Origin of the sequence: Prevotella sp. P5-50, assembly GCF_002251295.1 — a bacterium.
Taxonomy (GTDB): Bacteria; Bacteroidota; Bacteroidia; order Bacteroidales; family Bacteroidaceae; genus Prevotella.
Genome location: NZ_NPJA01000051.1, coordinates 115243 through 139260 on the forward strand (window position 1 = coordinate 115243; position 24018 = coordinate 139260).

General features: G+C 46.9%; 16 protein-coding genes. 4 read left to right on the plus strand and 12 right to left on the minus strand.

Going from position 1 to position 24018, the window contains the following annotated elements; genetic code table 11:
* Positions 1-98: 98 nt before the first annotated feature.
* From rny to CIK88_RS11020, 4 genes are all read right to left on the minus strand, one after another.
* Entirely contained in the window at positions 99-1637 is a 1539-nt protein-coding gene (gene rny / locus CIK88_RS11005) for a ribonuclease Y (protein WP_094390109.1), read from the minus strand.
* 44 nt (positions 1638-1681) lie between these two features.
* The gene (locus tag CIK88_RS11010) at positions 1682-1987 is read right to left on the minus strand and encodes a cell division protein ZapA (protein WP_094390110.1); all 306 of its coding nucleotides are present in this window, start codon (positions 1985-1987) and stop codon (positions 1682-1684) included.
* 13 nt (positions 1988-2000) lie between these two features.
* Positions 2001-2300, minus strand: coding sequence for a hypothetical protein (locus CIK88_RS11015; protein WP_094390111.1), 300 nt, complete (start codon positions 2298-2300; stop codon positions 2001-2003).
* A gap of 151 nt (positions 2301-2451) precedes the next feature.
* Positions 2452-3081 carry a hypothetical protein gene (locus CIK88_RS11020; RefSeq protein ID WP_094390112.1) on the minus strand — a complete coding sequence of 210 codons (630 nt, stop codon included), beginning with the start codon at positions 3079-3081 and terminating at the stop codon, positions 2452-2454.
* A 402-nt stretch (positions 3082-3483) separates the two neighbouring features.
* Here CIK88_RS11020 and CIK88_RS11025 point away from each other — a divergent pair, with 402 nt between their 5' ends.
* Positions 3484-3960, plus strand: a complete 477-nt coding sequence (locus CIK88_RS11025; RefSeq protein WP_144269609.1) for a DUF6359 domain-containing protein — start codon at positions 3484-3486, stop codon at positions 3958-3960.
* 14 nt (positions 3961-3974) lie between these two features.
* Here the strand turns inward: CIK88_RS11025 and CIK88_RS11030 are convergent, their stop codons facing one another.
* Positions 3975-4382 (minus strand): PaaI family thioesterase, encoded by a 408-nt coding sequence (locus CIK88_RS11030; protein WP_094390114.1) that lies wholly within the window; start codon positions 4380-4382, stop codon positions 3975-3977.
* Positions 4383-4483: 101 nt separating this feature from the next.
* Here CIK88_RS11030 and CIK88_RS12830 point away from each other — a divergent pair, with 101 nt between their 5' ends.
* Together CIK88_RS12830 and CIK88_RS11040 are read left to right on the plus strand one after the other, a co-directional pair.
* Positions 4484-9157, plus strand: a complete 4674-nt coding sequence (locus tag CIK88_RS12830; protein WP_094436471.1) for a glycoside hydrolase family 88 protein — start codon at positions 4484-4486, stop codon at positions 9155-9157.
* A gap of 1094 nt (positions 9158-10251) precedes the next feature.
* Complete coding sequence (locus CIK88_RS11040) at positions 10252-11283, plus strand: TerC/Alx family metal homeostasis membrane protein (RefSeq protein WP_094436473.1); 1032 nt, start codon at positions 10252-10254, stop codon at positions 11281-11283.
* Positions 11284-11440: 157 nt separating this feature from the next.
* Here CIK88_RS11040 and ettA read toward each other — a convergent pair whose 3' ends face one another.
* From ettA to CIK88_RS11055, 3 genes are read right to left on the minus strand one after another with little or no spacing between them, the layout of a single operon-like run.
* Positions 11441-13138 carry an energy-dependent translational throttle protein EttA gene (gene ettA, locus CIK88_RS11045; protein WP_094436475.1) on the minus strand — a complete coding sequence of 566 codons (1698 nt, stop codon included), beginning with the start codon at positions 13136-13138 and terminating at the stop codon, positions 11441-11443.
* Between the two features lie 21 nt (positions 13139-13159).
* Positions 13160-14800: a glutamine-hydrolyzing GMP synthase gene (gene guaA, locus CIK88_RS11050; RefSeq protein ID WP_094390121.1), complete on the minus strand. Its 1641-nt coding sequence runs from the start codon at positions 14798-14800 to the stop codon at positions 13160-13162.
* A 6-nt stretch (positions 14801-14806) separates the two neighbouring features.
* The gene (locus tag CIK88_RS11055) at positions 14807-15565 is read right to left on the minus strand and encodes a nucleotidyltransferase family protein (RefSeq protein ID WP_094390122.1); all 759 of its coding nucleotides are present in this window, start codon (positions 15563-15565) and stop codon (positions 14807-14809) included.
* Positions 15566-16055: 490 nt separating this feature from the next.
* On the opposite strand from CIK88_RS11055, the gene CIK88_RS12710 reads away from it, so the two are divergent.
* Positions 16056-16190, plus strand: a complete 135-nt coding sequence (locus tag CIK88_RS12710; RefSeq protein ID WP_256387695.1) for a hypothetical protein — start codon at positions 16056-16058, stop codon at positions 16188-16190.
* Positions 16191-16224: 34 nt separating this feature from the next.
* On the opposite strand, the gene xyl3A is transcribed toward CIK88_RS12710, so the two are convergent.
* The 4 genes from xyl3A to CIK88_RS11075 form a co-directional block, all read right to left on the minus strand.
* The gene (gene xyl3A / locus CIK88_RS11060; protein ID WP_094436477.1) at positions 16225-18807 is read right to left on the minus strand and encodes a xylan 1,4-beta-xylosidase; all 2583 of its coding nucleotides are present in this window, start codon (positions 18805-18807) and stop codon (positions 16225-16227) included.
* Positions 18808-19029: 222 nt separating this feature from the next.
* Positions 19030-19494, minus strand: coding sequence for a hypothetical protein (locus CIK88_RS11065; RefSeq protein ID WP_144007300.1), 465 nt, complete (start codon positions 19492-19494; stop codon positions 19030-19032).
* A gap of 26 nt (positions 19495-19520) precedes the next feature.
* Positions 19521-21839: a hypothetical protein gene (locus CIK88_RS11070; protein ID WP_094436480.1), complete on the minus strand. Its 2319-nt coding sequence runs from the start codon at positions 21837-21839 to the stop codon at positions 19521-19523.
* Between the two features lie 39 nt (positions 21840-21878).
* Complete coding sequence (locus CIK88_RS11075; RefSeq protein WP_094436482.1) at positions 21879-24011, minus strand: RagB/SusD family nutrient uptake outer membrane protein; 2133 nt, start codon at positions 24009-24011, stop codon at positions 21879-21881.
* Between the last annotated feature and the right edge of the window lie 7 nt (positions 24012-24018).

Consider the following 24018-nt stretch of genomic DNA (forward strand, 5'->3'; position numbering starts at 1 on the left):
AAATAACCACCAAAGGTCCGCATGATATACAGCAAAGACTCCCTCTTTCCCTATTAGGCAAAGAAGGAGTCTTCGTTATTTGATACTATGAATTGCTTTTATTTGGCGTAAGCCACAGAACGAGTTTCACGGATGACAGTAATCTTCACCTGTCCGGGATAGGTCATCTCATTCTGAATCTTGGTAGCAATCTCACCACTGAGTGCCTCGGTCTCTGCGTCATCCATCTTATCTGCACCAACGATGACACGCAGCTCGCGACCAGCTTGAATAGCATAGGTCTTGGTAACACCGGGATAACTCATGGCAATAGCCTCAAGGTCGTTAAGACGCTTGATATATGCTTCTACGATTTCGCGTCGAGCGCCTGGACGTGCGCCACTGATAGCATCACAAATCTGTACGATAGGAGCCAACAAAGTCTGCATCTCCATCTCGTCGTGGTGAGCACCGATAGCATTGCAGATATCGGGTTTCTCTTTATATTTCTCAGCAATCTTTGCGCCATAGAGTGCATGTGGCAATTCACTCTCCTCATCGGGCACCTTACCAATATCATGGAGCAGACCGGCACGTTTAGCTTTCTTAGGATTCAATCCAAGTTCGGAAGCCATAACCGCACAGAGGTTGGCAGTTTCGCGTGCATGCTGCAATAGGTTTTGTCCGTATGATGAGCGATATTTCATCTTACCGATGATACGAATCAACTCTGGGTGTAATCCATGAATACCGAGGTCTATAGCCGTACGTTTACCTGTTTCGATGATTTCGTTCTCCAGTTGTTTTTTCACTTTGGTCACAACCTCTTCAATACGCGCAGGATGGATACGTCCATCGCTGACAAGTTGATGGAGAGCCAAACGGCAAGTTTCACGACGGATAGGATCAAACGCAGAAATAACGATAGCCTCAGGAGTATCATCTACAACGATTTCAACGCCACAGGCAGCTTCAAGTGCACGGATATTACGACCTTCACGTCCGATGATACGTCCTTTCACTTCGTCGTTATCGATATGGAATACAGAAACAGCATTCTCTACAGCAGTTTCTGTTGCCACTCGCTGAATGGTCTGTATCACAATTTTCTTAGCCTGAGCATTGGCATTCAGCTTGGCCTCATCCATAATTTCGTTGATATAGCTAGCAGCATCTGTCTTAGCTTCATCCTTCATGGCTTCAACCAATCGGGCCTTTGCTTCGTCTGCACTCAGTCCAGAGAGTTCTTCCAGCTTAGCACGCTCCTGCAATTGCATCTTCTCAAGTTCTTCGTTTTTCAGGACCAGCAACTTCTTTTCGTTGTCAATGCGCGTTTGCAGGTTGTCGAGTTCATTCTTTCTGCGACCCAGTTCCTCCTGACGTTGGTTGAGCGAGATCTCACGCTGTTTCAGTCTATTTTCGCTTTGCTGGATATGCTGGTTTCGCTGTTGCACTTCCTTTTCCAGTTCGCTTTTCTTATTGAGGAACTTCTCTTTGACCTCGAGCAGTTTCTTCTCTTTGATAACTTCGGCTTCCTTATTGGCAGCCTCTACCATTTCATTATATTTTCCTTTGATGACATGACGGAAAATCATAAAGCCACAGAGTCCGCCAATTAGAAGGGCGGCAATGATAGCAAGGATGACTAATATGTCCATAGATTAAATTTGATATATATTATTAATATTCTCGTTTCAGTATATTACTTTTCTTTCAGTGCATGTTCCACTTCGGCTGTCAACTTATCGAGAATATTCTTGAAAGGCTCTGCGTCATGGTTGGCGCGTTCCTTTTGATAGAGCAGTGCTATATCTATAAGTGTCATCAAAGATATTATGTGTTCGCTTTTACGGGTTTTGTATGCCGCAGCGTATGCATTATATCTTTCAGTGATGAGCTTTGCTGCCGAGCGATAGAACTCCTCATCGTCGCGGTTGATTACCACTTCGATTTCCTCGTCATAGACGTGCAGCTTGATATGTAACTTGTCTCGGTTTGTTTCTGCCATGGTTCGGTCTCCTCTATTCGTTTTCATCGCTAAGGATTCCAATACACTTATTCACTTCTCTGATGAGCTTCGCCAGTCTGTCTTTAGCGCTTTGCAAGTCGCCATCGGTAATACTGATCATGCGTGCCATCTTAAGGGCCTCGTAGTCTTTCTGCTTTTGATCCAACTGTTGTCGCAGCGTTTCCATTTGCTTTTCGTCCTCTTCGATTTGGGCGTATAGGTCATTGTTCTCCTTTTTCAGTTCTTGAAATCGGAGAATCATCTGCCTCATGCGGGTTTCAAACGTTGCTATAGTTTTCTCGTTAGGCGTCATTGATACTTATTTTTGTCTTCTTTGCCTTGAGCTGTTTGGTTATGCCAATCATGACCTTGGCTGCAAAACATTAAAGACACACCCTTAATCTCTACAAAGGTAACATTTTTTATACAAAGTGCAACCTTTTCTGTAATATATTTAACTTTTTTTATTTCGTTTCTTGTTGTGCTGGCTGCTTTTCTTTTTTAGCAAGCATCACTACATGATATACGAAATCGGTTACCCATCGCTGTGAGAAACCAAGTTTCTGGTTGTATTGACGGATTGCCACGATAGACTTCAGAACACCTGCATCACTATAATCGTTTTTATTGAAGATGTCATTGATAGTCTTTTCGGTCATGGTATAAAGAGCCTTTTTGAAGAATCCGGGCAAGCGAAGTTTGAACTTCATCAGGTTTCCGGTAAGCATCATCAAGTCTTGTGAGAACGCAGAAAACTGAATCATATAGGTTTGCACATCCTGCGGTTTCTTGCAGCGACGACGAATGCTTTGGTCTATCTCTTTAGTGAAGTCATCGCTCATGCCATATATCTCTTTCAGCATTTTCTTGCAGCGTGACTTTTCTCCCACACCGAGCTTATTGTTTTGAGTTGGCACGTGGAGTGTTTGTTTAAACACGCGTAAATCGGGCAATGCAGCCAGATTGGTAATGCCCAAGTCTGCTGCCATTACGGCCTGGAAATAAACGCGAATGAGAGTCATGAAGTCTTCCATGCCTCCTGTTTTCTGCTGTTCATCGGTGTTACGTCCGAATATTTTAGATAAAATTCCCATGTTTTATGTATTCTTTTAATAGATATTTACTAATGACTTGCAAATTTACGAATAAAAGTTGAAATGTCAAACTGATTTTGCAAGTTTAACGCTGTCATCATATATTTCCGACTTGTTCAACGGCAACATGAACCACATGATATGCATTGAAGGTTCAACAAAATGGGGTTGGTGCAGGACGCTACCAACCCCTAACTATGAATGATAAGATAGTTCGGCAACAGCCGACATAGGCTTATCGGTGGCAAATATAGCATTTATTTCAGAAAAGAGCAAATTTTCACGTGTTTTTTTCTCATTTTCAAGCATTTTCATTATCTTTGCCCCATGAAGCAGCACTATTTTATATGGTTCTTGGTGGCAATACTGACATGTTCCACCGGATGTGAAAAGCAGTTGGATATGGTAGAAGATCCACCTGCGAAAGAAGACCGTGACACTACAGCAACCGACTCTACCGGTACAATAGTACCAGTAACGGGCATTGATCCCACTATCAAGCAGAACGCATTGACAGTGGCAGAAGCGCAATTGACAGATGTGGACCGTCAAATCTGCGTCAAGGCATACATTGTCGGCACAGCCTACAAGAGTCTAAACAACATACTTCTATGGCCTCCCTTCACTTCGAGCACCTCTATCCTACTGTCAGATACTCCGATTGTAACCGACAGTCAGACAGACGAGACAATTGACAAAAACAGTTTTCTACCTGTCTGCTTGACCGACAGAGCATCAATACGCAAGAAACTCAACCTCAAGGACAACCCCGAACTGTGGAACCATCAAGTATATATAATAGGTACGCGAGATTACTATATGAACGTGTTGGGATTGAAAAAAGTTTTGGAATATGAGATAGTGAAGGCAAAGGAGTAGCTATGGAATAGGGATTATTCCATTACCAGTGCCTCTTTCTTACGATAAGCCACACCTGTCACCACACACAAGAGTTGTCCATTCTGATTCGTAATACGGGCTTCTACGGTTGGAATCTTCGGATGGTCTGCCACCTCTCGGGCTTCTGCACGCAGTCTATCGCCTACACGCGCCGATGCCATAAACATGATATTGTTCTCTATACCGAAGGTCAATTGCCCCCTACTGTTCATCACGGCAGCCAATGCCAAGTCGGCAAGTGTAAACAGTGCACCGCCCTGACAGACTCCGCCGCCATTGAGATGATGGGGTGTAACTGTCATTTCTGCAACAGCCCTTCCCTCTTCCATTTCCACGATACGACACCCTGCGTCTGCAGCAAAGCGGTCGTTCTTGTTTAAAAAATCTGCTATCTTAGTCATAATCTTCACATTTATATCACACAAAAGTAATACATATTTGACTTATTTCCAAATAAAATGCTTATCTTTGCACCGAAAAATCTACTAAAACACTCAAAATAATGAAAAGACTACTACAATTATTGTTCGTAGCCATCATTGTACCCATCGCCGCACAGGCCAAAGCCTGGGACGACAATGAGTATAAGCGCATCGAACAGAGCATTAAGGCTCCGACATTCCCAGAACGTGATTTTGTCATCACCAAATATGGTGCAAAGACAGGAAACACAGCTGCCAAGAACCAGAAAGCCATCAACAAGGCCATTCTGGCTTGTTCTAAGAGAGGCGGTGGCCGCGTCATCGTACCGGCAGGTACCTATCTCACAGGTGCCATCACCCTGTTGTCAAACGTCAATCTCGTAGTGGAGAAAGACGCCAAGTTGCAGTTTGTGTTTGAACCAGACCTCTACCCCGTGGTGCCTACACGTTGGGAAGGTCTCGATTGCCACAACGTCAGTCCATGCATCTATGCCTACAAGCAGCAGAACATTGCTGTGACTGGTGAAGGTACTATCGATGGTGGCGGCTCGAAAGATACATGGTGGCAATGGACGGGCGTACCCTACTTCGGAGGTGCACCCGACAAACTGCCCAACCAGCGCAGTGGCACCCGTGCCCGATTGCTGAAGCAAGCAGAAGACGGTATTGATATGAACGAGCGCATTTTCACCAAGAATGACGGTCTGCGCCCACAGCTCATCAACTTCAACCAGTGTGAGAACATCCTCTTGGAAGACCTCACCCTGCTGCGTTCTCCATTCTGGGTGATTCATCCCCTGCTATCGAAAAACATCACCGTACGTGGTATGAAGATTATCAACGACGGTCCTAACGGCGATGGATGTGACCCTGAGTCGTGCGATGGCGTGCTGATAGAAAACTGTTATTTCAATACTGGCGACGACTGTATTGCCATTAAGAGTGGGCGCAACCGTGACGGACGCCTTTGGGATCGCCCCAGTGAGAACATTATCATCCGCAACTGTGAGATGAAAAACGGTCACGGTGGTGTGGTTATCGGTTCTGAAATATCGGGCGGATGCCGCAACGTCTATGCCGAGAACAACGTGATGGACTCGCCCGAACTGGAGCGTGTGGTACGCATCAAGACCAATACTTGCCGTGGCGGTATCATCGAAAACATCAATGCCCGCAACATCAAAGTGGGTGTCTGCAAGGAAAGCGTACTGAAAATCAACCTCGACTACGAGCACAACGAGATTTGCTGTCGTGGATACATCCCCACCGTACGCAATATCAATATCGAAAACATCACTTGTGAGAAATCACAATACGGTGTGCAGATTATCGCACTCGACACTGCCTGCTATGTATATGACATCAATGTAAAGAACTGCCGTTTCAACGGTGTACGCGATGGAAACAGTATCAAAGGCATGACACGCGACGTGCGCTTCGACAATCTCTTCATCAACGGTTCGCTTGCGCTTCAGGAGAAACCTTTCAAAAACTACAGCCAATGGCTCACTTATTCTGAAATGAAGCGTGTACCCAAATCCTACCTGCTCGATTTTTCCAGCAAACCCAAATGGAGTTATGTAATGGGTATCGAACTGGAAGCCATGCTTGATACATATCTGAAATACGGCGGCGATGACATTCTCGCCTACTGCCGCGAATATACCGACACGATGATTGCCCCAAACGGAGCAATTCGAGGTTTTCGTATGGAAGACTATAACCTCGACAACATACGTACCGGCCATTTCGTAACACGTATGTACCAACTCCAACCAGAGAAAAAGAATCTGCGCGCCATGCAACTCATGATGAAGCAGTTGAAAAAACAACCACGCACCATTGCCGACAAAGTATATTGGCACAAGGCCATCTACAGCTATCAGGTATGGCTCGACGGTATCTTCATGGGATTGCCATTCTACACACTTACCGCTCGCGACCTGCTGAAGCAGAAAGATGCACAGAAGATTTACGACGATGCGGTCAACCAAATCAGCGTAACCTACCAGCGCACATTCGACCCCAAGACCGGACTCAACCGTCATGCTTGGGACGAAACACACGAGATGTTCTGGGCGGACAAGGAAACCGGACTTTCACAGCATTGCTGGGGACGTGCGCAAGGATGGTACACCATGGCACTGATCGAACTGCTTGATGCTCTACCTGAGAACTACAGTCGCCGTGGCGAAGTCATCGAGCTGTTGCGCAAAGACCTCGATGCTGTTATCAAGTGGCAAGACAAAAAGACTGGTGTGTGGTATCAGGTGATGGATTCACCCGAACGTGAAGGCAACTATCTCGAATCTACTTGTTCGTCGATGTTTGCTTATGCACTATTGAAAGCCTACCGCAAGGGGTATCTCGGAGAAAAATACCGTGATGCTGGTATCAAAGCCTATAAGGGCATCATCAACAACTTCATCCGCGTCAATGCCGACAAGACCATTTCGCTGACACAATGCTGTGCGGTAGCGGGCCTCGGTCCGGGCATCAGCGCCAAAGTGTTGAAGGCTGCGCCAAAGGTCAAAGAGAACAAACGACGCGATGGTTCGTTCCAATATTACCTTAGCGAACCAGTCAGAGACAACGATGCCAAGGGTGTAGGACCATTTATATGGGCATCACTTGAAATGGAAATGCTTGGTTTCGATACCGACAATACAACAGCCTCGATTAATCGCGAGGCTGTTCTTTTTCGTAACAACCCCATCATCACCAAAGCCGACAATCTCGCATCGCTCACAGTAGGCAACGGCCATTTTGCCGCCACCGTCGATGTGACCGGACTGCAAAGTTACACCACCGATTATGAGCAAGGCATCCCCCTCACCACCATATCTGATTGGGGTTGGCACTCATTTCCCAACACCGAGAAACTGACACCTGCTGATACTGAAAAATCCTACGACTTAGGACATGGTCATCAGGAAGTGTATGCTGTAGAATACAAACAGAACGGACGCAACAAGCAGGCAACCGAATATTTCCGCGTCAACCCACATCGGCTCAACCTCGGCGCCATCGGTCTTCAACTCACCGACAACCAGTCAAAACCCATCGCCCTCAACCAGCTCACCGATATTCATCAGGAGCTTCACCTCTGGGATGCTCAGATTGATTCTCATTTCCTGGCAGACGGAAAACCGGTTGATGTCATCACTTTCTGCCGTCCAGACCGCGACCAGTTGGTAGCACGAGTCAAGAGTCCACTACTCAAAAACCAGCAAGCAAAGGTTGCCATACGACTCCCCTATCCCACAGGAAAGCATGCCGACCATGCAGCCGACTGGAGCAAAACAGACCGTCACACCTCATCAATCGTCAAACAGGATGCACAATCTGCTCTGATTCAACATCAACTCGACTCCACCACCTATTATATATATGTGAGATGGAACGGCATTGCCGACCTGAAGCCCATGGGCAACCATCAGTATGCCCTATCAACCACCGACGATGTGTTGGAATTTTCTGCAGAATACTGTCTTAAGCCCATCGACCGTCCCGCATCTGAAACCTTTGCCGACCACATGAAGCGCAACCAGAAATTCTGGCACCGCCATTGGTCAGCAGGTGCATTTGTTGATTTCGGACAATGCACCGACCCAAGAGCCAAGGAACTGGAGCGTCGCGTGGTCCTATCACAATATCTCACCTATATCAACTGCGCAGGCAACATGCCCCCACAGGAAACTGGCTTGACCTACAACAGTTGGTTTGGTCGTCCGCATCTGGAGATGACTTGGTGGCACGCAGTAGATTTCTGTCTGTGGAATCAACCCGACGTAGTGGCTCGCATGTTACGCTGGTACGACGATGTGGCAGCTCCCGTTGCACGCAATATAGCTAAGCGTCAAGGATTCAAAGGACTGCGCTGGATGAAGATGACCGACCCTTGGGCTGGCGAAGCACCGTCAAACGTTGGTTCGTTTCTGCTCTGGCAACAACCCCATTACATCTATCTCGCAGAAGAAATGTATCGTGCCAACCCATCAGACCATACGCTCAAGACCTATGCTGAACATGTGGAACAGACTGCTGAATTTATGGCAGACTTTGCCAAAGCCTGCGATCGCGGCGGGCAGTACATTCCACTCACTGGCGCCACTGCCATGCAGGAATGTATGCGCAAGGACTTTTCCTACAACCATCCCTTCGAACTCAGTTACTGGCGCTATGGACTCACAGTAGCACAAAAGTGGCGTGAGCGCATGGGCAAAAGCCGTAATGCTGACTGGGACAACATCATCAAGCGACTTGCACCATTGCCTGAGAAGAACGGCATCTATCAGGCAGGTCTTCCATCAAAGGAAGAACCGCGCTTTGACGAACATTGCTACAGCGACCATCCTGCCGTGCTGGGTGCTTTCGGCCTCATCCCAACTCAGGGTATCGACAGCATCAAGATGAGACACACACTTGACGCCGTGATGCACAACTGGCATTGGGGGACCACTTGGGGATGGGATTATGGCATGATAGCCATGACTGCTGCCCGATTGGGAGAACCCGAAACCGCACTTCAGGCATTGCTGATCGATACACAGAAGAATACTTATCTGCCCAATGGTCACAACTTCCAGACTCCAGACCGTCTGCGACTTTATCTGCCAGGCAACGGATCTTTGCTCACAGCCATTGCCATGATGTGTTGCGGATGGGACGGATGTCAACAGCCGCTCAACCCCGGTTTCCCCAAAAATGGCAAATGGAATGTGCGTTGGGAAGGCTTCAATCGCATGCAATAAGTTGCTATAGATAATTGAAAACGAATGATAGATAGGCAGGGAACAGCCTTTGTGGATTACATCACAAGGATAACACGCGAGAGTCGCATACAGTTATTTTAGTTTTCAGAAAAATTCGACCACTCGACCACAGAAATGTGTATCCCGCTATCCATCAACACATTAAACGGTGGTCGATTATAAAGACATCGACCACCAATCGACCACCAATCGACCACCAAATTGTAAGCGCATCCACGATACTCATATATGATTATCAAAAAATAAAGAATATCGCTCAGAAATAATACTGAGCGATATTTTTTGATAACGTTTTGCCAAGGTTTGTCCAACGATTAGCAAAACTATTGCCTAACGGTTGGCAAAACTATTGACTAACATTTGGCAAAACTATTGTCTGACGCTTGACAAAAGTATTTTCAACGTTTGACAAGAGTATTATTCAACGTTTGATAAGAGTGTTATCCAACGTTTGACAAGAGTATTATCCAACGTTTGACAAGAGTGTTATCCAACGTTTGATAAGAGTATTATCCAACGTTAGATAAGAGTATTATCCAACGTTAGATAAAAATATTATCAAGGTTTGAAAAAGTTGTGATAATCACCACACCCCCATTTAGGCATCGATATAGCTTATTCACATTGCTGTTTCACGTTGATGACATTTAACAATAAGTGTGGTCGAAGTGTGGTCGTAAATTCCAAATCACAGGAATCGACCACACGTGTAAGAGTTTGACTGATAACATGATGCAGACATCTGTGGTCGTGTGGTCGAAATTTTATAAAAACTCAAATAACTATATGCTGATGCGCTAACCGTATTTACTCAATATCCATCAATTTTTCGTTTTTGGAATATTGCACAACTATACACTATTCACAATATGCTACGTAGCGTAGCAGACTATTTCAAGAAAACATGCATTTGAAATAGGTTGATGGCAAAGTGGTGTTCGATAACCTAACGTTCGCGAATACCATTGGTACTTAAAAAACACTAAATATTGAGCATGATAAGCTCTGATGTAACAGGTTTGTAATATGCAATGAGTAACTTTGCGCTTTCTAAATGATAAAATGAGAAACAAATGGTAATGACAGAAACTATGTTCTTGGTAGGATTCGTGGCATTCATAGCCGCTATTCTCCTGCTTGATATGTTTGTAATCGACAGAAAAGCTCATGTGGTGTCTATTCGCGAGGCAACAGTATGGACTTTTGTATGGATTGGTTTGGCACTTTTGTTCGCTGTGTTTTTGTGGTTTCATGGCGACATGGTGCATGGCATAGAGAATTTTAATGACCTACAGACGGTTGCTTCGAAGTATGCATCACACCTGAAACTCCATCCCGACGATTTTGAAATGAGTTTGCAGCAATACCGACATTACATGACGGTATCATACATTTCTGGTTATCTGATAGAAAAGACGCTATCTGTTGACAACCTGTTTGTCATGATGATGATATTCACATCGTTTGGAGTTGGGAAAAATGAGTATCAGCATGTATTAAACTGGGGAATACTCGGTGCCATTGTATTGCGCTTTGTGTTTATCTTCCTCGGTTCTGCCATTATCAGTCGCTTCGACTGGGTATTGCTCGTCTTTGGCGTAGTGCTTGTGTATAGTGGTGTGAAGATGTATCTCAATCGGAACGACAAGGCGGAAATGAACGTGGAAAAGCATCCGCTCGTACGTCTGCTGTCAAAGACCGGACGCATACATACTCAGTTTGAAGGAGATAAGTTCTTTGTGCGACGAGCAGGACGACTCTTGCTCACTCCGCTGTTTGTCACGGTACTCGTTATTGAGTTTAGCGACTTGATATTTGCTTTCGACAGCATTCCTGCTATATTCTCTGTATCGCTTGATCCCTACGTGGTGTTCTTCTCTAATATTTTTGCTATACTTGGATTGCGTGCCATGTTTTTCCTACTGGCAGCCATATCCGACAAATTCAGATACCTGAAATTGGGAGTATGTGTGCTCTTGGTGTTTATTGGTGTAAAAATGCTTATCCATGAGTATGTGGAGATAGATGCCGTGGCATCTCTTGTGTTCATACTGGGAGTATTGGGAATAAGCATAGGTGCTTCACTTTTTGCGAAGAAGTCATAGTAGGCCCCATAGACGTCAGGTATAAATCGTCTGATTATAAAGATTCAGCCCGACCGTTGATACTGCATCTATAGGCAGGACAACGGTCGGGCTGGATATTGTTACGTTACTGAATAACGCCTGTGGACTTGTCAGAATGTTGTTGACAACGGGCTGTTTACTCTTCCATCAACTTGCGGTAACGGCCTTTCTTGATTTCGGTGTCACCCAAGCGGCGGGCTTTGTTGATTTCGTATTCCGAATAACTGCCCTCAAAGAAGAATACTTCGCCATTGCCCTCAAAGGCCAAAATGTGTGTACAGATACGGTCCAGGAACCAACGGTCGTGGCTGATAACTACGGCACAACCTGCAAATGTCTCCAAACCTTCCTCCAAAGCACGGAGTGTGTTCACGTCGATATCGTTGGTAGGCTCGTCGAGCAACAGCACGTTACCCTCTTGTTTCAATGCCAAAGCCAATTGCAGACGGTTGCGTTCACCACCAGACAATACGCTACACAGCTTGCTCTGGTCAGTACCAGAGAAGTTGAAACGGGAAATATAAGCTCGTGCATTCACATCGCGACCGCCCAGACGCAACGTTTCGTTGCCTTGCGAGATAACCTCATAGACGGTCTTTTTCGGATCGATGTCCTTGTGTTGCTGGTCAACGTAAGCCAACTTCACGGTATCGCCCACTTCAAAGGTGCCGCCATCTGCTTGGTCGAGCCCCATAATCAAACGGAACAAGGTAGTCTTGCCGGCGCCGTTAGGACCGATGACACCCACAATGCCATTGGGAGGCAACATGAAATTGAGGTCGTTGAAGAGCACTTTCTCACCGAAAGCCTTCTTCACATGCACAGCCTCTATCACCTTATTGCCCAAACGGGGACCATTGGGAATGAATATCTCCAACTTGTCTTCACGCTCTTTCTGCTCTTGGTTCAGCATCTGCTCATAAGAGTTCAGACGCGCCTTACCTTTAGCCTGTCGTGCCTTCGGGGCCATACGCACCCATTCCAATTCGCGTTCCAGAGTCTTGCGACGCTTGGAAGCTGTCTTTTCTTCCTGCTCCATGCGCTTAGTCTTCTGGTCAAGCCATGAAGAATAGTTACCCTTCCAGGGAATACCTTCGCCACGGTCAAGTTCAAGAATCCATTCGCTCACGTCGTCAAGGAAGTAGCGGTCGTGGGTTACTGCTATCACAGTACCCTCATATTGCTGCAAATGCTGTTCGAGCCAATCGATGCTCTCGGCGTCAAGATGGTTGGTAGGCTCGTCGAGCAACAACACATCGGGTTTTTGGAGTAGCAAACGGCAGAGCGCCACACGGCGACGCTCACCACCAGAGAGGTTGGTAACAGCCCAATCGCCCGGCGGACAATGTAAAGCATCCATAGCGCGTTCCAGTTTGGAGTCGATGTTCCAAGCATCTGTAGAGTCGATGATGTCCTGCACCTCGGCTTGTCGTTGCATCAGCTGGTCCATCTTGTCGGGGTCGCCATAGTACTCTTCCAGCCCGAACTTATTGTTGATATCCTCATATTCAGCGAGCGCATCATAGATGTGCTGTACACCTTCCATCACATTTTCCTTCACCGTCTTCTGTTCGTCAAGGGGAGGATCCTGTGGCAGATAGCCTACCGAATAACCAGGACTCCATACCACTTCACCACGTGAAGGCTGTTCGAGTCCGGCAATGATTTTCATCAGCGTAGATTTACCAGCACCATTCAGACCGATGATGCCAATCTTTGCGCCATAGAAGAACGATAAGTAGATGTCCTTCAGTATTTGTTTTTGGTTTTGTGGGATGATTTTCGACACTCCCACCATCGAAAAGATTATCTTCTTGTCGTCAACTGTTGCCATATTGATGTCGTGTTATTAGGGTTATTCCCACTCGATTGTTGCAGGTGGTTTTGACGAGATATCGTAGCAAACGCGGTTTACGCCCTTCACCTTATTGATAATCTCGGTAGATACTTTAGCCATGAAGTCGTAAGGCAGATGTGCCCAGTCGGCGGTCATGGCATCGGTAGATGTCACGGCACGCAGAGCAACAGGATGCTCATAGGTGCGCTCATCGCCCATTACTCCTACGGAACGAACCGTGGCAAGGAGAACGGCACCTGCCTGCCATACTTGGTCGTAGAGTGATACTTCTATCTCGCCATCGGTCATTTCTGCAGGTACTCCTGCTGCAAGCACACGGCGTGCTTCATCACCAGAGAGTTTGACCTTATAGTCGCGCAGACCGCGGATGAAGATATCGTCGGCATCTTGCAAGACGCGTACACGTTCGGGAGTGATGTCACCCAGTATGCGCACAGCCAGTCCGGGACCAGGGAAAGGATGTCGGGTGATCAGGTGTTCGGGCATTCCCAACGAGCGTCCGACACGGCGTACTTCGTCCTTGAAGAGCCATTTCAGCGGTTCGCAGAGTGAGAGGTGCATCTCTTCGGGCAGTCCACCCACGTTATGGTGACTCTTGATGACCTTACCGGTGATGTTGAGCGATTCGATGCGGTCGGGATAGATAGTGCCTTGTGCAAGCCATTTGGCATCGGTAATCTTCTTAGCTTCGGCATTGAACACCTCAACGAAGTCGCGACCGATGATTTTGCGCTTTTGTTCGGGATCGGTAACGCCTGCCAAATCAGCAAAGAACTTCTCGCTGGCATCTACACCAATCACATTCAAGCCAAGCACCTTGTAGTCTTCCATCACCTGAGAGAACTCATTTTTGCGGAGCATACCATGATCAACAAAGATACAGGTCAGCTGATTGCCAATGGCACGATTGAGAAGTACGGCAGCAACGGATGAATCAACACCGCCAGAGAGACCGAGGATGACACGGTCGTTGCCAATCTGCTCTTTCAGTTCCTTAACTGTTGTCTCGATGTAGTTGTCGGCACTCCAGTCCTGACGGCCACCGCAAATATCAACCACGAAGTTTTTGAGCAACTGGGTGCCCTGAACCGAATGGAATACTTCGGGGTGGAACTGCACACCCATCACAGGCTGATGACCATCGTATGATCCCATCAATGTGGCATCGGGACAGTAATATGCTGCATTCTCTACAGTTTCGGTAGAGGCAACTACCTCTGAACCTGTTGGGATGGCGGTAATGGTATCGCCATGACTCATCCATACCTGAGAGTTGTTGTCGAAGCCTCGGAAGAGCGGACACTCCTTGTTGATGGTGGTAAGATTCTGTCGGCCATACTCGCGACTTCCTGCAGGCTCTACATTTCCGCCGTTGTTGTAGGAAATGAACTGTGCACCATAGCAGATGCCGAGCACCGGAAGGCGTCCCAGGAACTGTGTGAGATCGACCTTGAAAGCTTCGGGATCGTACACGCTGTAGGGGCTGCCGGCAAGAATCACTCCGATGACTTCTTTGTCATCCTGTGGAAACTTGTTGTATGGCAAAATCTCACAGAACGTGTCGAGTTCGCGCAGACGGCGAGCGATGAGCTGTGTCGTCTGACTTCCGAAGTCGAGGATAATGATTTTCTGTTGCATACAGTATTATTTATTATTGTTTAGAAATTTCTCTGCTTCATCCAGCGCATTGAGTTTGCCTACGTCGAGCACTTTCAAGTCAGACTTGACGCATCCGTATATATGTGCACGGTGGCATATGCTGAGATAGAAATCGATAATGCTGAATTTATCGGGGAAGCGTTCCATCAATCGGAACAGTCTGGGAGAGAAAGAATGAATGCCAGAGAAGGCATACATATTGAGCGGTTCGCCATGCTGTGAGAGTCCTGTGCGACGGATATATTCGTAGGGACTTTTGATTTCGCCAGTCTCTATATTCTTCCATCCCATCAGGCGCATGGCATTGTCGAAGAGCAGGTAACGCTTGGTTTTGCGTTCACTTACCAGCAATACTGCATCGTCTTCGTCGTTGTGTTGCCGGGCAAACCAGTCGTAACAGACATTGTCAAGGATATCTACGTTATGAATAAGGATGGGCGATTGCTCATCGTCGAAACATGTAGCAGCCTTTTTCAGTCCGCCTCCTGTATCGAGCAACATGTCGCTTTCATCGCTGATGCGAACCAGCGGAGCATAGTCCTGTTGCGCCACATGATCTATGATCATTTGTGCAAAATGATGCACGTTGACCACAAAGCGTTCGTAGCCTTGGGTCATCAGTCGGCGGATAATAAGATCGAGTAAAGGCACACCATTTACTGGCACCAATGCCTTAGGCATCGTGTCGGTCAAGGGCTTCAGTCGGGTTCCCAGTCCCGCTGCAAATATCATAGCCTGCTTCATTCTGCCTACAAAGGTACGAATAAGCGAGCGTAATACAAAGAAAAAACTCGATTTTTCTTTTATTACCGAGCGCAAGTACCTTCGACGCAAAGCGTCAGAGGTACGAATAAGCGAGTGTAATACAAAGAAAAAATGCTTTCGGGCATGCTCGATCTCTTTATCTATGAAAGCAATGGCATCTAAGTATCGGTGTTCACGCAGGTGGTAAAGTGCTTTATTTGTCATGGTCTGGTAGTAGATGTTGGTCATGCCGTATTCTTCTGCTTCGCCAAGAGTGGTTTCATTTGCTTTTCCACGTTGGCAAAAATCCAATACATGTTTTTCATATAGTATTCATTCGGGATGCATTCGGGATGTCTTCGGGATGCATTCGGGATGTCTTCGAATTATGATCAACGTAATATGTGCATTATATTTTCCAAATAAATCCCAAGAAACTCCCAAGTAAGTCCCAACTAACTCCCAAAAACGAACAGACAATAATGGGAATATGATGGGAGGTCGAAAGACGGAATGGGGAGGCAAGAAGATATTTGTCTATTTTGACAGCTGTGTATTTATACAAAAGACGCTGAAACATCCAGCCCATCAGCAGATGGCAGACCGCATGTTTCAGCATCTTTAAATAGAAGGTAGGGAATACTGTTTCCCTTTTTCATTTATTTCATATTGACCTTAATGGTCTTCAGATCTTTATCAGCACTTGACGTACCTACCATCAATTCGTATTGACCAGGTACTACACGCATACTATTGCTCTTCGCATCCCAACCTTCAAACTGATCACGGGGCAACGGAATGCTGACCTTTTGACTCTGACCAGCCTTGACCGATATTCGGCTATAAGCACGCAACGTTTTGAGCGGACCTTCTGTGTCGGCAGTACGGCGCAAATAAACCTGAACCACTTCCGTTCCATCCATCTTGCCGGTATTCTTTACATTTACCGTTACCACGCCGTTCTTATATTGTGGTTTGCCCACTTCAAAAGACGTATAACTCAGTCCATAGCCGAAGGGATAGAGCACTTCACCTTTGAAATAGCGGTAAGTACGACCAGTCATACGATAGTCGAGGAAGTCGGGCAGATCATCGGTACTGCGGTAGAACGTTATGGGCAGTTTTCCTGAAGGGTTCACTTCGCCCATCAGAATCTCTGCCATGGCTTCACCACCACGTTCTCCACCATACCATCCTTGAACAATCGCATCGCAGAGTGGCGCTTCTTCTGTTAGAGCGATGGCACCGCCCGAACAGTTGATAAAGACCACACGTTTACCAGCTTTGTGCAACAGTTGCAATATCTGGCGCTGAACGGTAGGCAGATTGATGTCTGTACGGTCGCCACCCTTGAAACCTGGGTCGCTCACTTTCATCTCTTCGCCTTCAACTCGCGGAGAGATTCCACCAACGAAGACGACCGTTTCAGCATCGCCCACCTGTGCCAGAATCTCGTCAGCAGTAGGTGTTTGCTTTTTACAGATGTCAAACTGCATGGCTGCCATTCCGCCTTCCTGCACATAGTCTATCTGTATGCGATAGTGGTGTCCGGCTTTGACTTCAAGTTGTGGGGCAGCTTCCTGAATACGTTGACGCACCTTCCAAATATTGACCAGCGTATCGCCATTGACCATGACGCGCACTTTATCATCTGCTCCGACACGCAGCGTAAGCGTTTCATCGGTATCAGCAACAAACTGTCCGTCGTAACGAGCAGAGAACTGCTCCAGATTGACACCTGGCGCAAAGACCGTATTGCCGCCATTGCTCAGATTGATGGGTGTAGTAATCGTTACGGTATTGACGGGTGTACCTTCCATCTCGGTATTATTCCAATATGTGGCTTGCATTCCCTTATTGCCCAATGGAGCCTTCATGTGGTCGAAACGACTCTCATAGATTTCTCCACGAGTCAGACCGCAACCTTGCACATAACGCACATCGCCCAACTTTTGGCGCAGTCCCTGCAGCATGGTGACGGTCTTTGTGGCGCAACCACTATAGTTTCCCCACATCATGATAGAGTCGTTAGCATTCGGTCCCATGACTACGATGCGTTTAGCATTCTCTTTCTTCAAGGGCAGAATACCGTTGTTCTTCAGCAGAATAGTTCCTTCACGTGCCATTTGCAAAGCGAGTTGCTTATGTTCTTTCGAGGCAATAACGCTTGAAGGAATCTTGGTCCAACTCACCAAAGAGTCGGCATCAAAGTCTCCCAATCTGAAACGTGCCACCAACAGTCGGCGCAAACTGGTATTGATACGCTCTTCGCTAATGTCTCCTCGTTGTACGGCTTCAGGCAGATTGCGGTATTCAGAACCACATTCCAAGTCGGTACCAGACTCAACAGCCTGTGCTACAGCAGCCGGACGGTCGGCTGATACACCATGAAATCCTGGCAGGAAGTCGCGGATGGCACCACAGTCGCTGGTGATGAGACCATCGAATCCCCATTCGTCGCGAAGGATTTGTCGCTCATAACGGGCATTACCACAACAAGGCTGACCGTCGATACGTTGGTAGGCACACATCACTTCAGCCACCTTACCTTTCTGTACCAAAGCCTTGAAAGCTGGGAGATAGGTTTCCCAGAGGTCACGTTCTGGCAACTGCTGAATATCGAACGTGTGTCGATTCCATTCCGGACCACTATGCACAGCAAAGTGTTTGGCACATGCCAACAGTTTTGCATAACGTTCTTTCGATGGTTTTCCGTCGAAGCTTTGACCTTGCAGTCCATTCACAACAGCAAGTCCCATACGTTCTGTCAGGTATGGATCCTCACCATAGGTTTCCTGTCCACGTCCCCAACGAGGGTCGCGATAAATATTAATATTGGGAGTCCAGAATGACAATCCTTGATAACGCGACACTTTACCGCTGTGTTTCGCTTCTTGATTTTTAGCACGTGCTTCGTCGCTCACAGCAGTAAAAACTTGGTAGAGCAATGCATCATCCCATGACGCAGCCATCATGGTGGTGATTGGAAATACCGTAACAAAGCCGTTACGGCCTATGCCATGAAGTGCTTCGTTCCACCATTGGAACGCCGGAATGCCCAATCGCGCAATAGCAGGTGACGTGTCCATCATTAGTTTAGCCTTCTCTTCAAGAGTCAGGCGTCCTAACAAATCATCGGCACGAACTTCTGCAGTAAGTGCAGGATTCTGATATGGTAAAGTCTGTGCTGTTGCATGCAGACTCAGCATTGCTGTTAGTGTCAGTAATGTCTTTTTCATCATGTTGTTATGTTTTTAGTTTAAGGTCTGTTACCAGCCCCTCATGAGTAATGTTGTTGAACCTATGTTAATTTTCTGTTTGTTAGTATTTGCTATAATCTATGTTCGTCCTTGTTGTTGTATAATCCTATTATATGCTGTTGCTTAGACGATAGCGTCTTAATGAAAAAACAGGGGCAGACCTTTCGACCTGCCCCTGTGGCATAGAGATATTAAGTATGTCTGTTATTTCAAGTCAGAAGCCTTGTAGATGACAGACTTCAGCTCTTTCACGGTTTTCACCTCTTCGCCCTCAGCATTTTTACTGGTGATTTGCTCTTCGAAAGCAAACTTCACGGTGAAGTCGCTCACGCCCTGAGAGGCAACAACAGGAGCGATAATCTTGGTAAAGATTTCGTTCTTATCGTTAGACAGAGCTACAGTTGCGTTGTAGTTACTCTCCATATAAGCCTTGGTGCAATGAGAGAAATAGTGTGTTGCACCATGCTCCAGACCATAGGCTGCGTTGACAGCATCTTCGAATGCTGCAACACCTTCCTCGCTCAGGCTACCCTGGTTGTCGAGGGTTACCTCGCAACGATACCAGCCCATTGAGTCAACATCTGGATCAAGGTCTCTTGAACAGCTGCTGAAAGAGAGAGTCATAGCTACGGCAGCGAATGCTGCGGCTACATATTTCATAATTTTCATAGTCGTATGTATGTTTTAATGCTTTATTATTTCTTACCGTTTCTCAGACGAGGTGCACCAGCGCCGCTCTTATAGATAGCTGAGTTGAGCACTTTCTCAGTCTGCTGATAGTAGAGACCGTCGATACCCTTATCGGTATGGTGGTCAAGGTGACTTGGCTTAGCGCCTACGAAGTGCTGTGGGTTTGGCGATACCATCAAGTCTGTGGCCTTCAGTTCGGGATCGCAGTGAACCTTCAGCTCGTCAAGTCCTGCAGGATAGTAGGTGTCGAGTTCGTCCTTCCAAGTCTTCTGCCACTTACCTGGTGAGTTAGAAGTAGCGTTGAAGGCATTGTTGTTGAATGGCTGTCCGCCCTTCAGATAAGGATCGTTTGTGGTCCAGTTGTTGTAGATGTTGAATACGACCTTACCACTTCCGTCACCACCCTGAATGTTACGAGCATCCCAACCGAGTGCATTCATAGCACGGTTCACGTCGTCAGCATCCTTGGTGTTAATCCAGATGTTGTCGTGAATGCTGGCTTCAGAGCCTCCAGGGATATAGCGAGTATTCATCCAAGCAGCCTTTGTAGAACGAGTCATGAAGTTCACGAAGGTGTTGTGGTGGATGTTGAGATTCCAACGTACAGAAGCATCCCATTTCAGGTTGCGGTTAGAGTCAGTAATCAAGCTACCCTTTGGACTATCGTAGAATACGTTGCCGCTGATTTCAACATTCTCCAGAATGTTTGACTTCGGCTTACCGTTGTGGTCAGCATGGATGTAGTTGTAACCACCACCGTTGTTGTCGTAGAATCCACTGTTATAGTGGCTGCAGTCAATCATCTTCAGGTTGTGGATATAGAAGTCGTTAGAACCCTGAATACGGAAGAATCCGCGGATAAGTCCCTGGAATGTACAGTTGTTCCATTCGAGCAGGGTTACATTGATACCCATACCGTTAGAGTACATGTTCATGAAGTAGTTACCTACAGCTTTTCCGTTTCCTTCCTGAGCATGACCATAGTTGGTAGCCATAGGAACGTCAAAGTCGAGATCCATGAAACGAATAGAGTCGATGTCAAGGGTAATGGTACTGTTCTCACCAGCATTAGGCTGACGACCCAACATGAAGTTACAGGTATTGACATTAGCACCAGTCTTGGTCATACCGCCGAGATATACTTTAGCGCGCTTACCCTGTGCAACATCCTCTGGGTTGGTGCGGAGTGTCATACCCTTATAGATGTTGGGGTTATCGGTAAAGTGGTAAGTCTTTCCACCTTCCAGATAGAATACCTGGTTCTCAGCTACAGTTACATCACTATTGTAGTTAGAGATGATATCGTCGAGCTTCATGGAGTTGTATGACGAGATGTCATAGATGTTCATGTTCTCGCCAGTACCGATAGTATCCTTAGCAGTAGGCACGTGCTTGATGAGGATAGGAGCGCCTGGAGTACCCTTGGTACTCTTCATTACAGAGTTGTAGCAAGCGTCAACCTTTGCCTCGATCGAGCTATCCCATGCGTCGATGTTATAAACCGAGTTCTCAGACAGACCGTCGATAGTAAACTCAGCTACGTCGTTTACCCATGCTGACTCAGGAATATCGAAGTGCAGATAAGTGGGGTTGGTTGTAGCATTAGGAGTTGACTTCGAAGCGGTGAAGGTCAGATAGTCAATCTTCAGAACATTCTGGTCAGCATCTACAAAGTTGAAATGATCACGGAAGATTTTCTTCTTATCATCAGAATACTTGCTGATGTTGCGGTCCAGACGTACCACCATAGAAGTCTTGGTGATGTTTAATGTCTGGATAACGAAAGGTACATCATAACGGACACCAGTCTGCATGCCGAAGTAATCAGCCCATTCTGTACCGTGACCATAACCATACCAGTCAGAGTTTTTAGGGTCAGTCTTCCAACTGTCGTTGTTAGCATCGTATGAGTGGAGTGCACGGATAGCGAAACGGTAGTCGGTCTGGTAGCTCAGGTTCTTGATCACCAAATCAAACTGCTTAGGATCAGTCACTACCACGTGACCTGCCAGTTCCTTGCCGTCAACACCAGCCTCGGTGTCGATCCATGCCTGTTCACCATTTGCCACATAGTTCTGAATCGCCCATTTGATTTCATAGGCCACAGCATCATCTACGGTGTACCAGTAGAGGTGTGCTGTGTTCAAATCGGTAATCGCGCAGTTGTAGGGATCGGTAGAACCCTTACCGGTGTTGTTGTCCGTGCGGAATGCCGGACGGAACAGCTTATCACGGTTTGCCGATTCGCTGATGTCATCGTCCTTACAAGAGAATATGGACAGCGTAGCCATCAGCATCATTGAATATATGAATAATTTTTTCATTGTCTTTTAGTCTTTCTTATGTTAATAAGGAATTACTGCTTAGAAACCGTAATAGTTCTTGTAGCGTCCGTCAGAGCGAGCAATGGCTTCCTGTGGATAAGGGAGCAAGTAGCGTACTGCGGGCAACTGCTGTACGGTAGCCTCAGGATTCTGGGTATCAATATCGAAGTTGACTACGGCACCGTTGTTCACAATCTTGATGCTTCCATCCTCATCGCCACGGATGTAACCGAAGAGGGAGTAGAGTACTTCGTTCTTGAGCACACCGTCTTTCGACCAGATGTTTTCGCTGTTACCCCAAGCCACATCTTTGGCTGATGAAGTCTGACCCGTGATAGCTCTTGCCGAAACAGGCTCGTAAGGCAGACCGAGGTTTGCGAAATAGTCTTCAGGTTTGCTGCTGGGCTGTACGTCTGGCGTCCAAGGATTGACGATGTACAGCATGTAGAGGTTGCTGTTGGGGAAGTTGGCGTCGCCAGTATTCTTCACATATACATAATAGATGTTGGTCATAGCCGAGATATTGGCATAGTCAATACCATCGTGCTCGCTGATCATATCAATGTAAGGTGAACCTGTTGACTGGTCTTCTGCTACACCGTAGTAAGCCAAGAAGGTGTAGAAAATCTGCTCTGAGTAGAGGTTGTTGCGGACAAGATCCTTCCAACGCATGTTCTCACCAGCAAACTCAAACTTACGCTCGTCGAGCACAGCCTTGAGGAAGTCTTCCTTGGTAGCAGTCTGAGCAGAGGTCAGTTCATAGTTAACACCATTGTATGCACGACGGCGAACCTGGTTTACAGCGTCGATAGCTTCCTGTGTAGGAGCTCCGTTCACTTCGTTGTCAGCCTCAGCAAACATCAGCAACACGTCAGCATAGCGGATGTAGGCAAAGTTGATACCGGTGTTTCCGGTAGAAGCCTTACCGAGACCTACAGTGTTCCACAGCTTAGACCACTTGTTGTTATACATGGTGTAGCTGAAGTTGATAGCGGGCAGACCCTGGTTTGAGTAACCCCATGTACCGCAAACATAGTCGCGACGGGCGTCACCCTCTTTGAACATGTGGCGATAGAAACGAGTGGTGCGAACGTTACCGCTTGTAGAACCCCATGCTTGGTTAGAAAAGTCGGTTTCGTTGTTAGCGTCAACTTCGCTCTTTGGACCTTGAGCATAACCCCAAGCACCAGAGTAGTCCTTACCGAAGGGAATTTCGAAGATTGCATCGTCACCCTTAGTTGCAATGTGGTTGCACTCGTCAACGAATACATCGCGGAAGCTCTTGTTGAGTGAGTGACCGCCGGCATCAATAACCTTCTTGGCATAGTCGCGTGCAATCTGATAGTATTCCTTATAGTTAGAAGGACGAGTCATCTTGTAACCATTCACGTCGTTGGCATCGTGGTTCAATGAGTAACCACCAGCCTGCAAGGCGAGACGTGCAATCATGGCATAGGCAGCTTCCTTCGAGATGCGCTCGGGAGCGTCGAGGGTTGCGTCCTTGTCAGACTGCATCCATTCTGCAGCGTGACGGAGGTCGGCAATCAGCGAATCGCTGACAACCTGACGGTCTGTTACTTCAGGATAGAGATTGTTGGTCTCATAGGTAGCCTTGAAGGTGAAGGGGATATCGCCCCAGTAGGAGAGCAGTTCGTGATAGAACATTGCACGCATAACCTTGGCTTCACCCATCATCTGGGTCAGTTTGGTCACGTTGGGTACTTCCTCGGTTACCACACCGCCATTATCTTCGCCATCGGCAATTTCAGTTTTCATCTTCTCTTCATAGAGCTTGCTGTTCTTCAGGTTGAAGATGAATTCGTTGGCAGTTTCTACGCCTTTGTAAAGTGCATTCCAGAGGCTGTTGATGTTGCCGGCATCCGAACGCGTATCGAAACGTGCGGGTTTGTTGCCCGATGCAGTTTCGCTGGTGTTGGTAGAGAAGTCAACATCGCTGTTCAGCTGGAAATCCTTGTACAGATTATTACCGAAGGTGTTTCCAGAGAGAATCTGTGCATAAACACCATTCAGTGCAGTAGAAATCTCGCCTTCGTTGTTGTAGATGAACTCAGTGTTTGCTGATGTTGAGTCTGGATCTACATCAAGGAAATCGTCGCATGCTGTCAGCGACAACATGGCCATTCCACTGATAAATATCTTATTGAGTTTCATATTGATT